Annotated in this window: 11 protein-coding genes; 4 read left to right on the top strand and 7 right to left on the bottom strand. The window is 73.0% G+C overall.

The features are described from left to right. Positions 1-68: 68 nt before the first annotated feature. Positions 69-509 (bottom strand): RHS repeat domain-containing protein, encoded by a 441-nt coding sequence (locus KBZ10_RS30155; RefSeq protein ID WP_210989907.1) that lies wholly within the window; start codon positions 507-509, stop codon positions 69-71. An 8-nt stretch (positions 510-517) separates the two neighbouring features. Between KBZ10_RS30155 and KBZ10_RS24585 the strand changes: the two genes are divergently transcribed. After that, entirely contained in the window at positions 518-736 is a 219-nt protein-coding gene (locus KBZ10_RS24585; RefSeq protein ID WP_210989908.1) for a hypothetical protein, read from the top strand. A gap of 102 nt (positions 737-838) precedes the next feature. Further along, positions 839-2,932, top strand: coding sequence for a thioredoxin domain-containing protein (locus KBZ10_RS24590; protein WP_210989909.1), 2,094 nt, complete (start codon positions 839-841; stop codon positions 2,930-2,932). Positions 2,933-3,182: 250 nt separating this feature from the next. On the opposite strand, the gene KBZ10_RS24595 is transcribed toward KBZ10_RS24590, so the two are convergent. Continuing rightward, positions 3,183-3,902 carry a hemolysin III family protein gene (locus KBZ10_RS24595; protein ID WP_210989910.1) on the bottom strand — a complete coding sequence of 240 codons (720 nt, stop codon included), beginning with the start codon at positions 3,900-3,902 and terminating at the stop codon, positions 3,183-3,185. A 338-nt stretch (positions 3,903-4,240) separates the two neighbouring features. On the opposite strand from KBZ10_RS24595, the gene KBZ10_RS24600 reads away from it, so the two are divergent. After that, positions 4,241-6,046, top strand: a complete 1,806-nt coding sequence (locus tag KBZ10_RS24600; protein ID WP_210989963.1) for a phosphoenolpyruvate carboxykinase (GTP) — start codon at positions 4,241-4,243, stop codon at positions 6,044-6,046. Positions 6,047-6,172: 126 nt separating this feature from the next. Here the strand turns inward: KBZ10_RS24600 and KBZ10_RS24605 are convergent, their stop codons facing one another. From KBZ10_RS24605 to KBZ10_RS24625, 5 genes are all read right to left on the bottom strand, one after another. Further along, complete coding sequence (locus KBZ10_RS24605) at positions 6,173-6,610, bottom strand: hypothetical protein (protein WP_210989911.1); 438 nt, start codon at positions 6,608-6,610, stop codon at positions 6,173-6,175. A 217-nt stretch (positions 6,611-6,827) separates the two neighbouring features. Further along, positions 6,828-8,039, bottom strand: a complete 1,212-nt coding sequence (locus KBZ10_RS24610) for a pyridoxal phosphate-dependent aminotransferase (RefSeq protein ID WP_210989912.1) — start codon at positions 8,037-8,039, stop codon at positions 6,828-6,830. A gap of 448 nt (positions 8,040-8,487) precedes the next feature. Next, positions 8,488-9,873, bottom strand: coding sequence for an amino acid deaminase (locus tag KBZ10_RS24615; protein WP_210989913.1), 1,386 nt, complete (start codon positions 9,871-9,873; stop codon positions 8,488-8,490). Positions 9,874-10,076: 203 nt separating this feature from the next. Further along, entirely contained in the window at positions 10,077-11,429 is a 1,353-nt protein-coding gene (locus tag KBZ10_RS24620) for a M14 family metallopeptidase (protein WP_210989914.1), read from the bottom strand. 283 nt (positions 11,430-11,712) lie between these two features. Continuing rightward, complete coding sequence (locus KBZ10_RS24625) at positions 11,713-12,975, bottom strand: APC family permease (RefSeq protein WP_210989915.1); 1,263 nt, start codon at positions 12,973-12,975, stop codon at positions 11,713-11,715. A gap of 505 nt (positions 12,976-13,480) precedes the next feature. On the opposite strand from KBZ10_RS24625, the gene KBZ10_RS29775 reads away from it, so the two are divergent. Continuing rightward, positions 13,481-14,971: an Nramp family divalent metal transporter gene (locus KBZ10_RS29775; protein WP_307847591.1), complete on the top strand. Its 1,491-nt coding sequence runs from the start codon at positions 13,481-13,483 to the stop codon at positions 14,969-14,971. Positions 14,972-15,144: the final 173 nt, after the last annotated feature.

The raw sequence follows: 15,144 nt of genomic DNA on the forward strand, positions 1-15,144 counted from the left end.
GCTGGTCGTCCACCGCCCGGGACGGCTGCGGCTCAGGCGTCTCGACGGACTGGGTCTCGGTCACGTTCTTACTGGTCATCGATGCATCTTCCTTGATCAGGAGTTACACCGAACGTCTTACAGTCCCGCCCGTCGGTGTAGCGGGTGGAGGAGGCGGGCAAGCCGACGCCGCCGCTGAGCGTGTCGTAGGTGTTGGACTGCAGCAGCGTGCCGGTCGAACTGTCCTTGCGCTGTTCCAGCGGCCGCGAGAGGGCGTCGTACTTCGTCCAGACCGTCGAGCCACGGGCGTCCTTCGTCTTCACCGGACGGTTCAGGACGTCGTAGGTGGTCGTCGAGGTGCCGGTGTCCGGGTCGGTGGCCGAGATCTCCCGGCCGCGCGCGTCGTACGTCCAGGACCAGGTGTTGTCCTTGCTGTCGACGGCCTTGATCCGGTTCCCGCGCGCGTCGTACTCGTAGCGGGTGGTGCGGAAGGCGGTGCGCGTTGAGTCGGTGAAGGAGTCAACCCGCACGGTGCGAAGTGACCAAGACCCTCGCCCCTGCCGGGGCGGACGAGGCCATGGGGCTGGAAGTGACCGTTACGGCTGCTGACGGCTTCAGGACACCCATGAAGATCACCGTTGCCCGAAAGGGCGCCACCCTGGCCTATTTCCCGGCGGTCTTCCCCGAGAGCAAGCAAGGCCGCGACCTCACCCTCCCGGAAGAGTTCGTCATGGCACAGCTCGGAAAGATCGGCTGAGGCGAGGGTCCGGTCCGGCACACCAGTGCGGCTCGGCGGAAGCGGCACGGAGCCGCGCGGGGCCTGCCGGCGGGGTTGAGCGATCGTGAGAGGCTGGATCGCATGAACAGGCTGGCTGGCGTGACCTCGCCTTATCTGCTGCAGCATGCCGAGAATCCGGTCGACTGGTGGCCCTGGGAGCCGGAGGCTTTCGAGGAAGCGCGGCGGCGCGATGTCCCCGTTCTGCTGTCGGTCGGCTACTCGGCGTGCCACTGGTGCCATGTGATGGCGCGCGAGTCCTTCGAGGACCCGGAGGCCGCCGCCTATCTCAACGCCCACTTCGTGTCCGTCAAGGTGGACCGCGAGGAGCGGCCGGACGTGGACGCGGTCTACATGGAGGCCGTCCAGGCGGCGACGGGCCAGGGCGGCTGGCCGATGACCGTCTTCCTCACACCGGATGCCGAACCCTTCTACTTCGGTACGTACTTCCCGCCCGAGGCGCGCTACGGCATGCCCTCCTTCCGCCAGGTGCTGGAGGGCGTGCATGCCGCCTGGAGCGACCGCCGAGAGGAGGTCGGCGAGGTCGCCGGGCGGATCGTCGGTGAACTCTCCTCGCGCTCGCTCGCGCTCGGCGGCGGGGACGGCGCCCGCCCGCCCGGCGAGGAGGAGCTGCACGCCGCGCTGCTGGCCCTGACCCGCGACTACGACACGGCCCGCGGCGGATTCGGCGGCGCCCCCAAGTTCCCGCCGTCGATGGTGCTGGAGTTCCTGCTGCGGCACCACGCCCGCACCGGCTCCGAGGGCGCCCTGCAGATGGCGTCCGACACCTGCGAGGCCATGGCCCGGGGCGGACTGTACGACCAGCTCGGCGGAGGCTTCGCCCGCTACTCCGTCGACCGGCGCTGGGTGGTGCCGCACTTCGAGAAGATGCTCTACGACAACGCCCTGCTGCTCCGGGTGTACGCGCATCTGTGGCGGGCCACGGGCTCCGGCCTGGCCCGGCGCGTGGCGCTGGAGACGGCCGACTTCCTGCTGCGCGAGCTGCGCACGCCCGAGGGAGGGTTCGCCTCCGCGCTGGACGCCGACAGCGAGGTACCGGGCGGTGCGGAGGGCGCGGGCGGTGCCGGCGGGCCGGGCGGCGGTCACGGGCGGCACGCCGAGGGCGCGTACTACGTCTGGACCCCCGCCCAGCTCCGGGAGGTCCTCGGCGAGGAGGACGCCCGGCTCGCCGCCGGCTACTTCGGGGTCACCGAGGAGGGCACCTTCGAAGAGAGCGCCTCCGTCCTCCAGCTCCCCGGGGAAGGGCTCACCGACGCCGACCGCATCGCCTCCATCCGGAAGCGCCTGACCGAGGCGCGCGCCAGCAGGCCCCGCCCGGGGCGGGACGACAAGGTGGTCGCCGCCTGGAACGGACTCGCCATCGCGGCCCTCGCCGAGACCGGCGCCTATTTCGACCGCCCCGACCTCGTCGAGGCGGCGACCGCCGCGGCCGACCTGCTGGTACGGGTCCACATGGGCGGCACCGGCCGGCTCGCCCGGACCTCCCGGGACGGCACCGCCGGGGCCAACGCGGGCGTCCTGGAGGATTACGCGGACGTCGCCGAGGGCTTCCTCGCCCTCGCGTCCGTCACCGGCGAGGGCGTCTGGGTGACGTTCGCCGGGCTGCTCCTGGACACCGTGCTGCGCCACTTCCGGGACGAGGACGGCGCGCTCTACGACACCGCCGACGACGGCGAGCGGCTGATCCGCCGCCCGCAGGACCCGACCGACGAGGCCACTCCCTCCGGCTGGTCCGCCGCGGCCGGAGCCCTGCTGTCCTACGCCGCGTACACCGGAAGCGCCGAGCACCGGAGCGCGGCGGAGCAGGCGCTCGGTGTGGTGCGGGCGCTGGCCCCGCGCGTTCCCCGGCACACCGGCTGGGGGCTGGCCGTGGCGGAGGCGGCGCTGGACGGGCCGCGCGAGGTGGCCGTCATCGGCCCGCGGGACGATCCGGCGACGGCCGCGCTGCACCGTACGGCGCTGCTGGGCACCGCGCCCGGCACGGTCGTCGCGGTGGGGGAGCCCGGTGCGGCGGAGCCGCCGCTGCTGCGGGACCGCCCGCTGGTGGACGGCCGTCCGGCCGCGTATGTCTGCCGCCACTTCACCTGCGACGCGCCGGTGACCGACCCGGAGGCGCTGGCGGCCCGGCTCGGCGGATCATCCGGCCCGCGGGAATAGCCGGAGAGGGGAACGGGCCCCGCCGGCCGGGGGGCGGGGCGCGCGTACGGCCCGGGAAACGCCACCGCCCCGGCCGCGGGGCAGCGGCCGGGGCAGTCGGAGGAGCGGTGGCCGGCGGCGGGCCGGGACGCGGGGGCGCGGGCGGAGGGCCGGCGGAGGGCTTGCGGCGCCACCGGGCCCCGCGCGCCCCCGGCCTGGGTCCCCGCCGGGCCGCGGCCGGTGGCGGACGGCCGTCGCCGGGGGGCCGGTGTCAGATGGCCACCAGGGAGATGCCGATGTAGTGGGCGATGAAGGCCGCCAGGGTGAGCGAGTGGAACACCTCGTGGAAGCCGAAGAAGCGCGGTGACGGATTGGGGCGCTTGAGCGCGTAGATGATGCCCCCGGCGCTGTAGAGCAGGCCGCCGGTGACCACGAGTATCAGTACCGCCACCCCGCCCTCGCGGAGGAAGTCGGGCAGGAAGAAGACGGCGGCCCAGCCCATCGCGATGTAGCAGGGGGTGTAGAGCCAGCGCGGGGCGCCCACCCAGAAGACGCGGAAGGCGATGCCGATCAGCGCGGCGGCCCAGATGGCCCACAGCAGCGTCTCGCGGGTGCCGTCGGGGAGCAGCAGGATCGTGAGCGGGGTGTAGGTGCCCGCGATGATCAGGAAGATGTTCGCGTGGTCCAGCCTGCGCAGGACGGCGTTGGCGCGCGGTCCCCAGTCTCCGCGGTGGTAGAGCGCGCTCACCCCGAAGAGCAGGCAGGCGGTGAGGGTGTAGACGGCGCAGGCGACCCGGCCGGGGTTGGTGTCGGCCAGTGCGGTCAGGAAGACGCCGGAGATCAGGACCGCCGGGAACATGCCCGCGTGGAGCCAGCCCCGCAGCCTCGGCTTGACGGGTTTGGAAAGCCCCTGCGGGAGCACACCGGAGGTCTCGGAGGGCGCGGTGTCGTCGTGCACAGCCTCGCGTGAGGCGCCGGATGTGGCAGTCATGGCCCAATGCTAGCTACGGGACCGTAACTTGCGGGCGGCCCGAGTGGCCCGGATCCGGCGGTTCCGAGTGGCGATGCTCACGTGGGATGCCCTCTGGACAGATGAGCTCGACAGGCGGATGATCAAATGAGTGCGGTCGGCACCGGATGAGCGCACAGGACGCATCCGGGTCGCAGCCCCCACGGGGCAACTAGGCAACCTAACGACATATGCGGGTATCAGGGACAGAGATGCCCGCATGACCCTCGCTATCTGACGCCGGAGCGGCGCGGTTCCGGCGGAACGGAGTGATCGTGGCGCTCAGCGCTGTGTCTGCCGGGGGCGACCCCAAGACCCCCGTGGCGACCAACCCACCCACCAACCACCAGGAACTGGTCTCCTGGGTCGGCGAGATCGCCGCCATCACCCAGCCGGACCGGATCGTCTGGTGTGACGGCTCCGAGGCCGAGTACGAACGCCTCAGCGACGAGCTGGTCGCCAAGGGAACGTTCACCAAGCTGGACCCGATCAAGCGGCCGAACTCGTACTACGCCGCCTCCGACCCGAGTGATGTGGCGCGCGTCGAGGACCGCACCTTCATCTGCTCCGAGAAGGAGGAGGACGCGGGCCCGACGAACCACTGGAAGGCCCCCGCCGAGATGCGGGAGATCTTCACCGGCGAGGAGGGGATCTTCCGCGGCTCCATGCGCGGCCGGACGATGTACGTGGTGCCCTTCTGCATGGGCCCGCTCGGCTCGCCGCTGTCCGCCATCGGTGTCGAGATCACCGACTCCGCCTACGTTGCCGTGTCCATGCGGACCATGACCCGGATGGGGCAGCCCGTCCTCGACGAGCTCGGCTCCGACGGCTTCTTCGTCAAGGCCGTGCACAGCCTGGGTGCCCCGCTGGCCGAGGGCGAGGCCGACGTGCCGTGGCCCTGCAACACGACCAAGTACATCTCGCACTTCCCGGAGACCCGCGAGATCTGGTCCTACGGCTCCGGCTACGGCGGCAACGCCCTGCTCGGCAAGAAGTGCTACGCCCTGCGCATCGCCTCCGTGATGGCGCGCGACGAGGGCTGGCTCGCCGAGCACATGCTGATCCTCAAGCTCACCCCGCCGCGTGGCGAGTCCCAGTACGTCGCCGCCGCCTTCCCCTCGGCCTGCGGCAAGACCAACCTCGCCATGCTGGAGCCCACGATCCCCGGCTGGACCGTGGAGACCATCGGCGACGACATCGCCTGGATGCGCTTCGGCGAGGACGGCCGGCTCTACGCGATCAACCCGGAGGCGGGCTTCTTCGGTGTCGCCCCGGGCACCGGCGAGCACACCAACGCCAACGCCATGAAGACCCTCTGGGGCAACGCCGTCTTCACCAATGTGGCGCTCACCGACGACGGCGACGTCTGGTGGGAGGGCATGACCGAGGAGCCCCCGGCGCACCTGACGGACTGGAAGGGCAACGACTGGACCCCGGAGTCGGAGACCCCGGCGGCGCACCCCAACGCCCGCTTCACCGTCCCGGCCGGCCAGTGCCCGATCATCGCGCCCGAGTGGGAGGACCCGAAGGGTGTGCCGATCTCGGCCATCCTCTTCGGCGGCCGCCGCGCCTCGGCCGTGCCGCTGGTGACCGAGTCCTTCGACTGGCAGCACGGTGTCTTCCTCGGGGCCAACGTCGCCTCCGAGAAGACCGCCGCCGCCGAGGGCAAGGTCGGCGAGCTGCGCCGCGACCCGTTCGCCATGCTGCCGTTCTGCGGCTACAACATGGGCGACTACATGGCCCACTGGGTGAAGGTCGGCCGGCAGGCGGACGCGGAGAAACTCCCGAAGATCTACTACGTCAACTGGTTCCGCAAGGACGCCGGCGGCCGCTTCGTGTGGCCCGGCTTCGGCGAGAACAGCCGCGTCCTCAAGTGGATCGTCGAGCGTCTGGAGGGCAAGGCGGAGGGCGTCGAGACGCCGATCGGCGTTCTGCCGGCCAAGGGTTCCCTCGACACCGAAGGGCTCGACCTGGCCGAGGAGGACCTGGACCTGCTGCTCAGCGTGGATCTCGACACCTGGCGGCACGAGGCCTCGCTGGTCCCCGAGCACCTGGGCACCTTCGGTGACCACACGCCCAAGGAGATGTGGGACGAGTACCGCGCCCTCGTCCGGCGTCTGGGCTGACGGCACGGTCCTCCGTACCGACCGGGGAGCGATGGCGGGGTGCGGCACGCAGCCGCACCCCGCCATCGGGTTTCCGGTGGTTGCGCCGGGGCCGCGGGCGCTGGTGCGAGGCGCGGCCCCGGCGCGTCAGTGGGCCGCCCCCGAGAGGGCGGGATCGGCGCCGTCGAGGGCGGCGGCGTGCGCGTCCATGCGCTCGGCGGAGAGGATCGCGGCACCCGTGTCCGCGCGGGACGCGGCCACGACCAGGGCCCGTCCGGCGAGGGTGTGCCCGCGACGGTGCAGTGACGCGATCCGGTCGGCGTCGGGCCGCCCCGGGGCGGGAGCGGCGGAGGACCGGACCGGCCGTGAACCGTCGCGGAGCCGGGTGACGCGCTCGGTGAGCCGCTGGGCCGCCCGGTCGAGAGACGGGTCCGGGACGAGGGCCCGCAGTTCGTCGGTCACGGTCAGCAGCGCGGCCAGATGCCCGGCGAGCTGGATGTCCAGCTCTTCGTGGCGCGGCCGGCGGGGCAACGGCGTCGGCTCTCCCATGGCGTGGACCGACTTGGTGCGGATCGGTTCGTACATGGATGGCCTCCTCGTGTGAGAGGACCATCCTAGCTTGGATGCTGTCTAAAGTTGATTCTGTTCGTATCCGAAGTGCCGCGGGTTCCGGTCGCGGCCCCGTCGCGTGTCCCGTCGCGTGCCCCGGCTTCCTGCCCGGCCCCCGCCCCTCCCGCGGTCCCGTACAGTCCGGGCGGAGCCCCGGGCGCTCCCGCGGAACGCCCGGGCCGGGCGGTGGGGCTCAGAACTGGCTGTAGCCGTCCAGGAACTCCCCGATCCGGGTGACCGCGTCCGTCAGATCCTCCTTGTACGGCAGGGTGACCAGCCGGAAGTGGTCCGGTTCCGGCCAGTTGAAGCCCGTACCGTGCACGATCATGATCTTTTCGGCGCGGAGCAGGTCCAGCACCATCTGCCGGTCGTCCTTGATCTTGTAGACCTTGGGGTCCAGCCGCGGGAAGGCGTACAGCGCCCCCTTGGGCTTGACGCAGCTGACCCCCGGGATCCGTGTCAGCGCCTCGTACGCCGCGTCGCGCTGCTCCAGCAGCCGGCCGCCCGGCAGCACCAGCTCGTTGATCGACTGCCGGCCCCCGAGGGCCACGGCCACCGCGTGCTGCGCCGGGACGTTGGCGCACAGCCGCATATTGGCGAGGATCGTCAGCCCCTCCATGTAGCTGGAGGCGTGCTCCTTCGGGCCGCAGACCGCCAGCCAGCCGCTGCGGTAGCCCGCCACCCGGTAGGCCTTGGACAGGCCGTTGAAGGTGAGAACGAGCAGGTCCGGGGCGAGGGCCGCGGTCGGGGTGTGGGTGGCGCCGTCGTAGAGGATCTTGTCGTAGATCTCGTCGGAGCAGACGATGAGGTTGTGGCGGCGGGCGATCTCCGCGATACCGCGCACGAGTTCGTCGTCGTAGACGGCACCGGTGGGGTTGTTCGGGTTGATGACGACGATCGCCTTGGTGCGGTCGGTCACCTTGCGCTCGATGTCGGCCAGGTCCGGCATCCAGTCGGACTGCTCGTCGCAGCGGTAGTGCACGGCCGTGCCGCCGGAGAGCGAGACGGCGGCCGTCCACAGCGGGTAGTCCGGGGAGGGGACGAGCACCTCGTCGCCGTCGTCGAGCAGCGCCTGCATCGACATCTGGATCAGCTCGGAGGCGCCGTTGCCGAGGTAGATGTCCTCGACGTCCAGCTCGATGCCCTTGGTCTGGTAGTACTGCATCACCGCGCGCCGGGCGGTGAGGAGGCCCTTGGCGTCGCCGTAGCCGTGCGCGTCGCCCAGCGTCCGGAGCATGTCCTCCAGGATCTCGGGCGGGCACTCGAAGCCGAACGGCGCCGGGTTGCCGGTGTTGAGCTTGAGGATGCGGTGACCCGCCGCCTCCAGCCGCATGGCCTCCTCGAGCACCGGACCCCGGATCTCGTAGCAGACATTGGCGAGCTTCGTTGACTGGATCACCTGCATGTTCGCCACCATACGGCCGCCCGGGTGGGGCCGCTCGGTGTTTTCCGCCACGCGGGGGGCGCCCCGCCGGGGGACCCGGGGACGCCGCGCACCGCCCGGCCGCGGTGGTCCCCCCGGGGCGCGGAGCGGGCCGGTCGGCGGCTGTCTTCGATGCCCAAGCGGTCACCCTCCGGCACATGCGGAACACCGGCCGGAAGGGTCCGCGCGGCTTCGAAACGGGAAACGGGGACCGCGGTCCGGCGGGAAGGGGCGCAGCCCGGGGAGCGGTGGGCCGGGCGGGGGCGGAGGCTTGGGGACCGGCGGCGGGGCGGGATGTGAGCTCCGCCACGGCCGCCCGTTCGGGTGTTCGCGCCGCTCGGCCCGCGCCGTTCCCGGCCCGGACCGCTCGGGGTGGTGCCGGACCGCTCGGGGTGGTGCCGGGCCGCGCGTCCGGGCGGGCAGCGGACCGTCAGAAGAAGGTGCGGACGAAGTCCGTGACCGTGCCGTCCTCCGTCACCACCGGGATCAGCTGCCACTTGTCGAAGACCGTGCAGGGATGCGACAGCCCCAGCCCCACCCAGTCGCCGACCTCCAGCGCCCGGCCCTCCTCCGCGACGTCCAGCCAGGCGTGCTGGTCGGACAGGGCCGTCACGGTGAGGCCGGCCGCGGGCCGCTCCGCGCCGTCCCGCGCGGACCGGACGAGCAGCGGCTCCGGCAGGTGCAGATCGCAGGGGGCGTCCCGCTTGCCCGCGTTGAGGAAGGCCTGGCCCGGCTCGGGGCGGGAGAGGACCTGTGCCCAGAGCCGGAAGGCGGGCCGCAGCGCGCCCTCCTCCGGGATCCGGTTGAAGGGGGTGAGGCGGCGGTAGTGGCCGTCGTCGTGCGAGACGTACGCGCCGGAACGCAGCAGCCGCAGCACCGGGCGGGACAGCTCCGGGATCTCACCGAAGACCCGGGCGACCGCGTCGAACCAGGCGCTGCCGCCCGCGCTGACGACGATCTCCTCGGCGTCCGCGAAGCGGCCGGCGGCGTCGAGGGCTCCCGCGAGGGCGACGAGCCGGCGCAGCCAGGCCGTGACCCGCTCGGGGTCCGCGCCGGGCACCTCGCCCTCGTATCCGGCGACGCCGGTCAGGCGGAGGGTGGGGGCGGCGGCGACGGCCGCGGCCACGGCCGCGCAGTCGCCGTCCGTGCGCGCCCCCGTGCGCGCCCCCGGGCCTGCGCCCAGTTCGATCACCACATCGAGGGGACGGGTGGCGCCGCAGTCGCGCAGCGCGGCGTCCATCAGCCCGACCCCGCGCACCGAGTCGGCGTACACCACGCAGCGGAACTCCGGGTCGGCGTCGAGCTCCCCGGCGAGCCAGCGGAGTGCCGCCGGATCGACGAGCTGGTTGGCGAGGAAGATCCGGGAGATGCCGAACGCGCGGTAGACCCGGGCCTGGTGCGGGACGGCCGCGGTGATGCCCCAGGCCCCGTGCGCCAGCTGGCGTTCGAAGAGAGCCGGGGCCATGGAGGTCTTGCCGTGGGGGGCGAGGGCCAGTCCGTGCCGGGCGGCGTAACGGCCCATGAGGGCCAGATTGTGCTCCAGGGCCTCGGCGGAGAGGGCCAGGACCGGAGTGGTGAACCCGCCGCCGAACAGCGGCCGGCGCTGGGCGGCCAGTTCCCGGACGGTGAGGCCCGCGGCATCCGGCGGCAGTCCCTTGAAGCGGTGGTCGATCCGCTCCTCGGCCAGCCGGGCGGCGACCGGGCGGGACGGGCCGGGCGGGCCCGGTGACCGGTCTGCCGCGGGCCGGGTGGTGCGCCCGGAGGTTCCTCCGGCGGGCTGGTCGGTGGGCTGGTCGGTGGGGTGCTCGGCGGTCATCGGGCCTCCGCGGGCTGCGGTGCGGGCGGGACTCCGGGAATCCTGCCGCATCCGCGGGCCGCGGGGCACCGTGCGGTGCGGCACCGTGCGGTGCGCTGCGGTGCGGTGCGGCGACGGAACCGGTGCCCGGCCGCGCGCCGGGGGGGCCGGCGGCGGCGCCCCCGGGGGCCGTCACCGGGGACGCGCCGCCGGCCGATGCCGGCTCAGCCGGAGGCGCAGTACTGCGCCTCCTTGCCGATGGAGCGGTACATGCAGTCCGCGTTCTCGATGAGCTGGAGCACCGCGTCCCGGTTGCGCGCGGTCTCCCGCTCGATCACCTCGTCGGGCGGGTAGAAGCCGCCGCCGGAGGCCGAGGACGGATACATCTCGTAGGTGTAGGAGAAGATCTTCTGGTCGCCCCACATCCAGTCGTTGACGCTGCCGTCGGTGATGTAGAGATCGCTCGACTGCTGGGGGGTGTAGCCGTTGCTCGCGGCCATCTTCCGGCCGATGGCGGCGAAGGCGTCGCGGTCGTCCCGCGTCATGCCGCCCGCGGTGTCGGAGTACGTGTAGCCGTACGGCCAGAGGACGAGCTCGCTGTAGGTGTGGAAGTCGATCCCGGCCTTGATCTGCTGCTCGCCGCCGATCACCCGGCTGCGGACGAAGCCGGTGACGACCTTCGCCTCGGGGGTGGACTCCGCCGACGGGCCCCGGTACGTCTCCGAGGAGGTGCTGCCGGAGGAGCCGCCGCAGCAGCCCCACTTGTAGGGCCAGTTGCGGTTGATGTCGGTGCCGACGGCGGAGGACCCGGAGTTGGGCTGACGGTTCTTGCGCCAGGAGCGGTAGGAGCCGGAGGCGATGTCGTACTCGCCGCCGTCCGGGTTGAGGTCCGGGATGATCCAGATCTCCCGGCCGTTCACCGCCTGGGTGATGCGGGAGTCGGTGCCGTAGTCCTCGCCCAGTTCGCGCAGCAGGTAGAGCGCCATCTCGACGGTCAGGTGCTCGCGGGCGTGCTGGTGGTGGGTGAAGAGGACCTCGGGCTCGTTCTCGTCCGTCTTCACCTTGTCGCTGATCTTGACGGCGACGATGTCGCGGCCCTCGTGGGACTTGCCGATCACCCGCTTGCTCATGATGTCGGGGTGGGCGGCCACGCGGGCGTTGATCTCCGCCGTCGCCTCGGCGTAGTTGTGGTATTTGGCGTCGGCCGGCGGGAAGTCGGCCGCGCGGAGGCTCTGCTCGCCCGTACGGCGGGACGGGGGAGCGGGCAGCGGCTCCAGCGTGTAGCCGAGGTCCCGGAGTTCGCGGGCCTGCCCGGAGTCCGCGGAGACGACGACGGAGTGGTCGCGCACCTCGTCGACGGAGGCGCCGGTGGTGAGCAGACGGGTGCGCTGGGCCGCGGTGGCGGGACCGGCGACCTCGTACTGACGGGGGGTCTCTTCGGCGGACGCGACGCCGGTGAGCGCGTCCGCACGGTCGGTGGGGGGAGTCGTGCCGGCCTGGGTCAGGGGAACGGCCAGCGCGAGTGTCAGAAGTGCGGCGAGGGCGGTGACCCGTTGGCCGCGTGATGGCAGTCGCATGGTGCGTCATGCTGAGGCTTTGGCATGGGCGGGTCAATGGTGCCGCGCCGACCGGAAGGGGCCACGCCGGTTCCGGCCGCGCGGCCTCGCCCGGACGGCCGGAGGAACCCGCACGGACGGCCGCAACCGCCTCCCCGTACGGCCGGGCCCGCACGGCCGAACCACCAGCACGTACGCACACCCGCCGGCCCGGACGGACCGCGGCTCCGGGGCCCGGTGCTCCCGGCCCCCGCGTTCCGGGATCCCGGACTTCCGGCCCTCGGCGCTCCGGGTCCCGGCAATCTCAGTCCGCGCGCCGTGCGCCCCGGCGCACGCCGTACAGGGCCGCTCCCGCGGCCAGCACGGCGGCACCCGTGACCACCGACGGCAGCGGCAGCGTGACGGCGAGCACCAGGCAGCCCGCCAGCCCGACGACCGGGACGGCGCGCGGCGGCCGGCCCTCCTCCCGGGTCAGCGTCCAGGCGGAGGCGTTGGCGATCGCGTAGTAGACGAGCACCCCGAACGAGGAGAAGCCGATCGCCCCGCGCAGGTCCGTGGCCGCCGCCAGCACGGCGACCACCGCCCCGACCGCCAGTTCGGCCCGGTGCGGAACCCGGAACCGCGGGTGGACGGCCGCCAGCGGCCGCGGCAGATGCCCGTCCCGCGCCATGGCGAGTGCCGTCCGGGAGATCCCGAGCACCAGAGCGAGCAGCGAACCGAGCGCCGCCACGGCCGCGCCCGCGCGCACCACCGGCGCCAACTCCGGCACCCCCGCCGCCCGGACGGCGTCGGCGAGCGGCGCGCCCGCACCCGCCAGCCCGTCCGGGCCGAGCACCGCGAGCGCGGCCACGGCCACGGCCGCGTACACGGCGAGCGTGATACCGAGCGCCAGCGGGATGGCGCGCGGAATGGTGCGCGCGGGATCGCGCACCTCCTCGCCCAGCGTGGCGATCCGCGCGTACCCGGCGAAGGCGAAGAACAGCAGACCCGCCGCGCCGAGCACCCCGGCCACCGAGGCGTCGCCGCCGGGCGCCAGCCGGGCGCCGTCCGCCTCCGGCGAGGTCAGCCCGGCCGTCACCACGGCCGCCAGCACGGCGAGCACCACCGCGACGATCGCCCGGGTCAGCCGGGCCGACTTCCGCACCCCCCGGTAGTTCACGGCCGTCAGGGCCACCACGGCCGCCACCGCCACCTCCCGGTGGTGCCCCGGCCACGCGTACGCCCCCACGGTCAGGGCCATCGCCGCGCAGGACGCCGTCTTGCCCGCCACGAAGCCCCAGCCGGCGAGATGGCCCCAGAACGGACCCAGCCGCTCCCGCCCGTAGACGTACGTGCCGCCCGACTCCGGATAACGGGCCGCGAGCCGCGCGGAGGACACGGCGTTGCAGTACGCGACCACCGCCGCCACCCCCAGGGCCGGCAGCAGCCCCGAGCCGGCCTCTCCGGCGGCCGGAGTGAGCGCCGCGAAGATGCCTGCGCCGATCATGGCGCCCAGACCGATCACGACGGCGTCGAAGAGCCCCAGCCGCCGCCGCAGGGCGGGGTTGCCCGGTGAGGTGGTGTCCATGCCGGGGACCCTAGCGCTGTGACCCGGAGGGTTCACCGGCTCGCGGTGCCCGGTCCGGCGTTCCCCCAGCCTTCGGCCGGGGCCCCACGCCGCAGTCCGCACTGTCCGCGTGCACCCAGTGCACGGGCGGCACTTCGCCAGTACCCGGGCGGCACTCCGCCCTGCGATGCGCCGCACCGGACGCCGCGAGCTTCCCGGCAGACCCTTCCGGTCACGGCACCGGGCGCCGCGGGGTGCGGCACTCCGGTCGGAGGGTGCGGCGGGCCCCGGGCGGCAGGACCGCGCCGCACCGCGGGAGCGGCACCGGCGCGGGAGGGCGTGGAAGAGGGCGGAAGAGGGCGGACGGGGGCGCGGACGGGGCGGGAGTGGAGCGGACGCCCGTGGGGAATGGCCTTCTTGTGTGCCGGCGCCCGCGGGTTCGCGCGCGGGCCGACGGCGGTGACGGGGGCGGCGGTGACAGCGGTGACAGCGGTGACAGCGGCGGCACGGACGCGGAGGCGGGCCAGTGACACGTACGGACGAGGCGGGGGAGAGCACCGGCCCGGCCACCGGGAGTCCGCGCAGATCGAGTTGGCGGTACATCGGACCCGGGATCGTCGTCGCCGCGACGGGGGTCGGCGCGGGTGACCTCGTCGCCACGCTGATCGCCGGCAGCCGGTTCGGCTACACCCTGCTGTGGGCCGCCGTCATCGGATGCCTCGTCAAGATCTCCCTCGCCGAGGCCGCGGGACGCTGGCATCTCGCCACCGGGCAGACGCTGTTCGAGGGCTGGCGCAGCCTCGGCGCGTGGACCACCGTCTATTTCGCCGGCTATGTCGTCGTCTGGGGCTTCGTCTACGGAGCCACCGCCATGTCCTCCAGCGCCCTGCCGCTCGCCGCGCTGTTCCCGGACTTCCTCGGCCTCAAGACCTGGGCCGTGATCACCGGGCTGATCGGTCTGGCGTTCGTCTGGTTCAACCACTACGCCGTCTTCGAGAAAGCCATGACGGTGCTGGTCGGCGTGATGTTCGTGGTCGTCGTGTACGTGGCGCTGCGGGTCGGCCCGGACGTGCCCGCGGCCGTCGCCGGACTGGTGCCCGCCCTGCCGGACGGCTCGCTGCTCTACACGCTCGGCCTGATCGGCGGCGTCGGCGGCACCATCACCATGGCCGCGTACGGCTACTGGGTCAACGCCAAGGGCTGGACCGGCCCCGGCTGGATACGGGTGATGCGGCTCGACAACCGCGTCGCGTATGTGACGACCGGCGTCTTCGTGATCGCGATGCTGATCACGGGCGCGGAGCTGCTGCACTCCGCCAACATCGCCCTGGCGAGCGGAGACCGGGGACTGCTGGCCCTGGGGGAGGTGCTGGAGGCGCGCTTCGGCGCCACCACCGCCACTCTCTTCCTGGTCGGCTTCTTCGCCACCTCCTTCTCCTCGCTCATCGGCGTCTGGCACGGTGTCAGCCTGCTGTTCACCGACTTCGTGGACCGTGTGCGCAGCGACCGGGCGGCCGCCCGCGCCGCGGCGCCCGCGGATCCCGCAGGCTCCGTGGAACCCGCGGAACCCCTGGAACCCGCGGAACCCCTGGACCCCGCGGAACCCCTGGACCCCCTGGGCCCCGTGCGGTCCGGGACGCCCGTGCGGCCCGCGACGCCCGCGACCCCCGCGGGGACCCCGGCAGCGGCGGGGGCCGCGGCCCCCGACCCCGTGGTCGCCGAACTCGCCACCGGCGCGGCGGAGAAGTCGCTGCCGTTCCGGGCCTACCTGCTCTGGCTGACCTTCCCGCCCATCAGCCTGCTCTTCCTCGACCAGCCGTTCGGGCTGGTGGTCCTCTACGGGGTCCTGGGCGCGTTCTTCATGCCGTTCCTCGCCCTGACGCTGCTGTGGCTGCTCAACTCGGACCGCACCCCTCGGGAGTGGCGCAACGGCCCGTTGAGCAACGTCATGCTGGCCGCCGCGGGGCTGCTGTTCGTCGTGCTCTGCGTCCAGCAGGTCCGGGAACTCCCCTGGTGAGCGGAGGCCAGGGCGTTCGGCCGGCCGTTCGTCCACAGAAGAGGCGGAAGATGCCCCCGTGTCAGTTGAAGATCGAATTCTCCGATACCGGGGAACTGTTCTCCAATGCAGACGACGCGGATAAAGTGCTGTGACAGTAGCGAAGCAGTTGCGCTGCGCAGTGTTGGTCCACG

This window comes from Streptomyces sp. F63, assembly GCF_018070345.1.
Classification (GTDB): Bacteria; Actinomycetota; Actinomycetes; order Streptomycetales; family Streptomycetaceae; genus Streptomyces.

Excerpts from the sequence above, each read along its gene's own strand:
- KBZ10_RS24595 (WP_210989910.1), bottom strand. The coding sequence starts at position 3,902 with ATGACTGCCACATCCGGCGCCTCACGCGAGGCTGTGCACGACGACACC.
- KBZ10_RS24620 (WP_210989914.1), bottom strand. The coding sequence starts at position 11,429 with ATGCGACTGCCATCACGCGGCCAACGGGTCACCGCCCTCGCCGCACTT.
- KBZ10_RS24615 (WP_210989913.1), bottom strand. The coding sequence starts at position 9,873 with ATGACCGCCGAGCACCCCACCGACCAGCCCACCGACCAGCCCGCCGGA.
- KBZ10_RS24605 (WP_210989911.1), bottom strand. The coding sequence starts at position 6,610 with ATGTACGAACCGATCCGCACCAAGTCGGTCCACGCCATGGGAGAGCCG.
- KBZ10_RS24610 (WP_210989912.1), bottom strand. The coding sequence starts at position 8,039 with ATGCAGGTGATCCAGTCAACGAAGCTCGCCAATGTCTGCTACGAGATC.
- KBZ10_RS24625 (WP_210989915.1), bottom strand. The coding sequence starts at position 12,975 with ATGGACACCACCTCACCGGGCAACCCCGCCCTGCGGCGGCGGCTGGGG.
- KBZ10_RS24590 (WP_210989909.1), top strand. The coding sequence starts at position 839 with ATGAACAGGCTGGCTGGCGTGACCTCGCCTTATCTGCTGCAGCATGCC.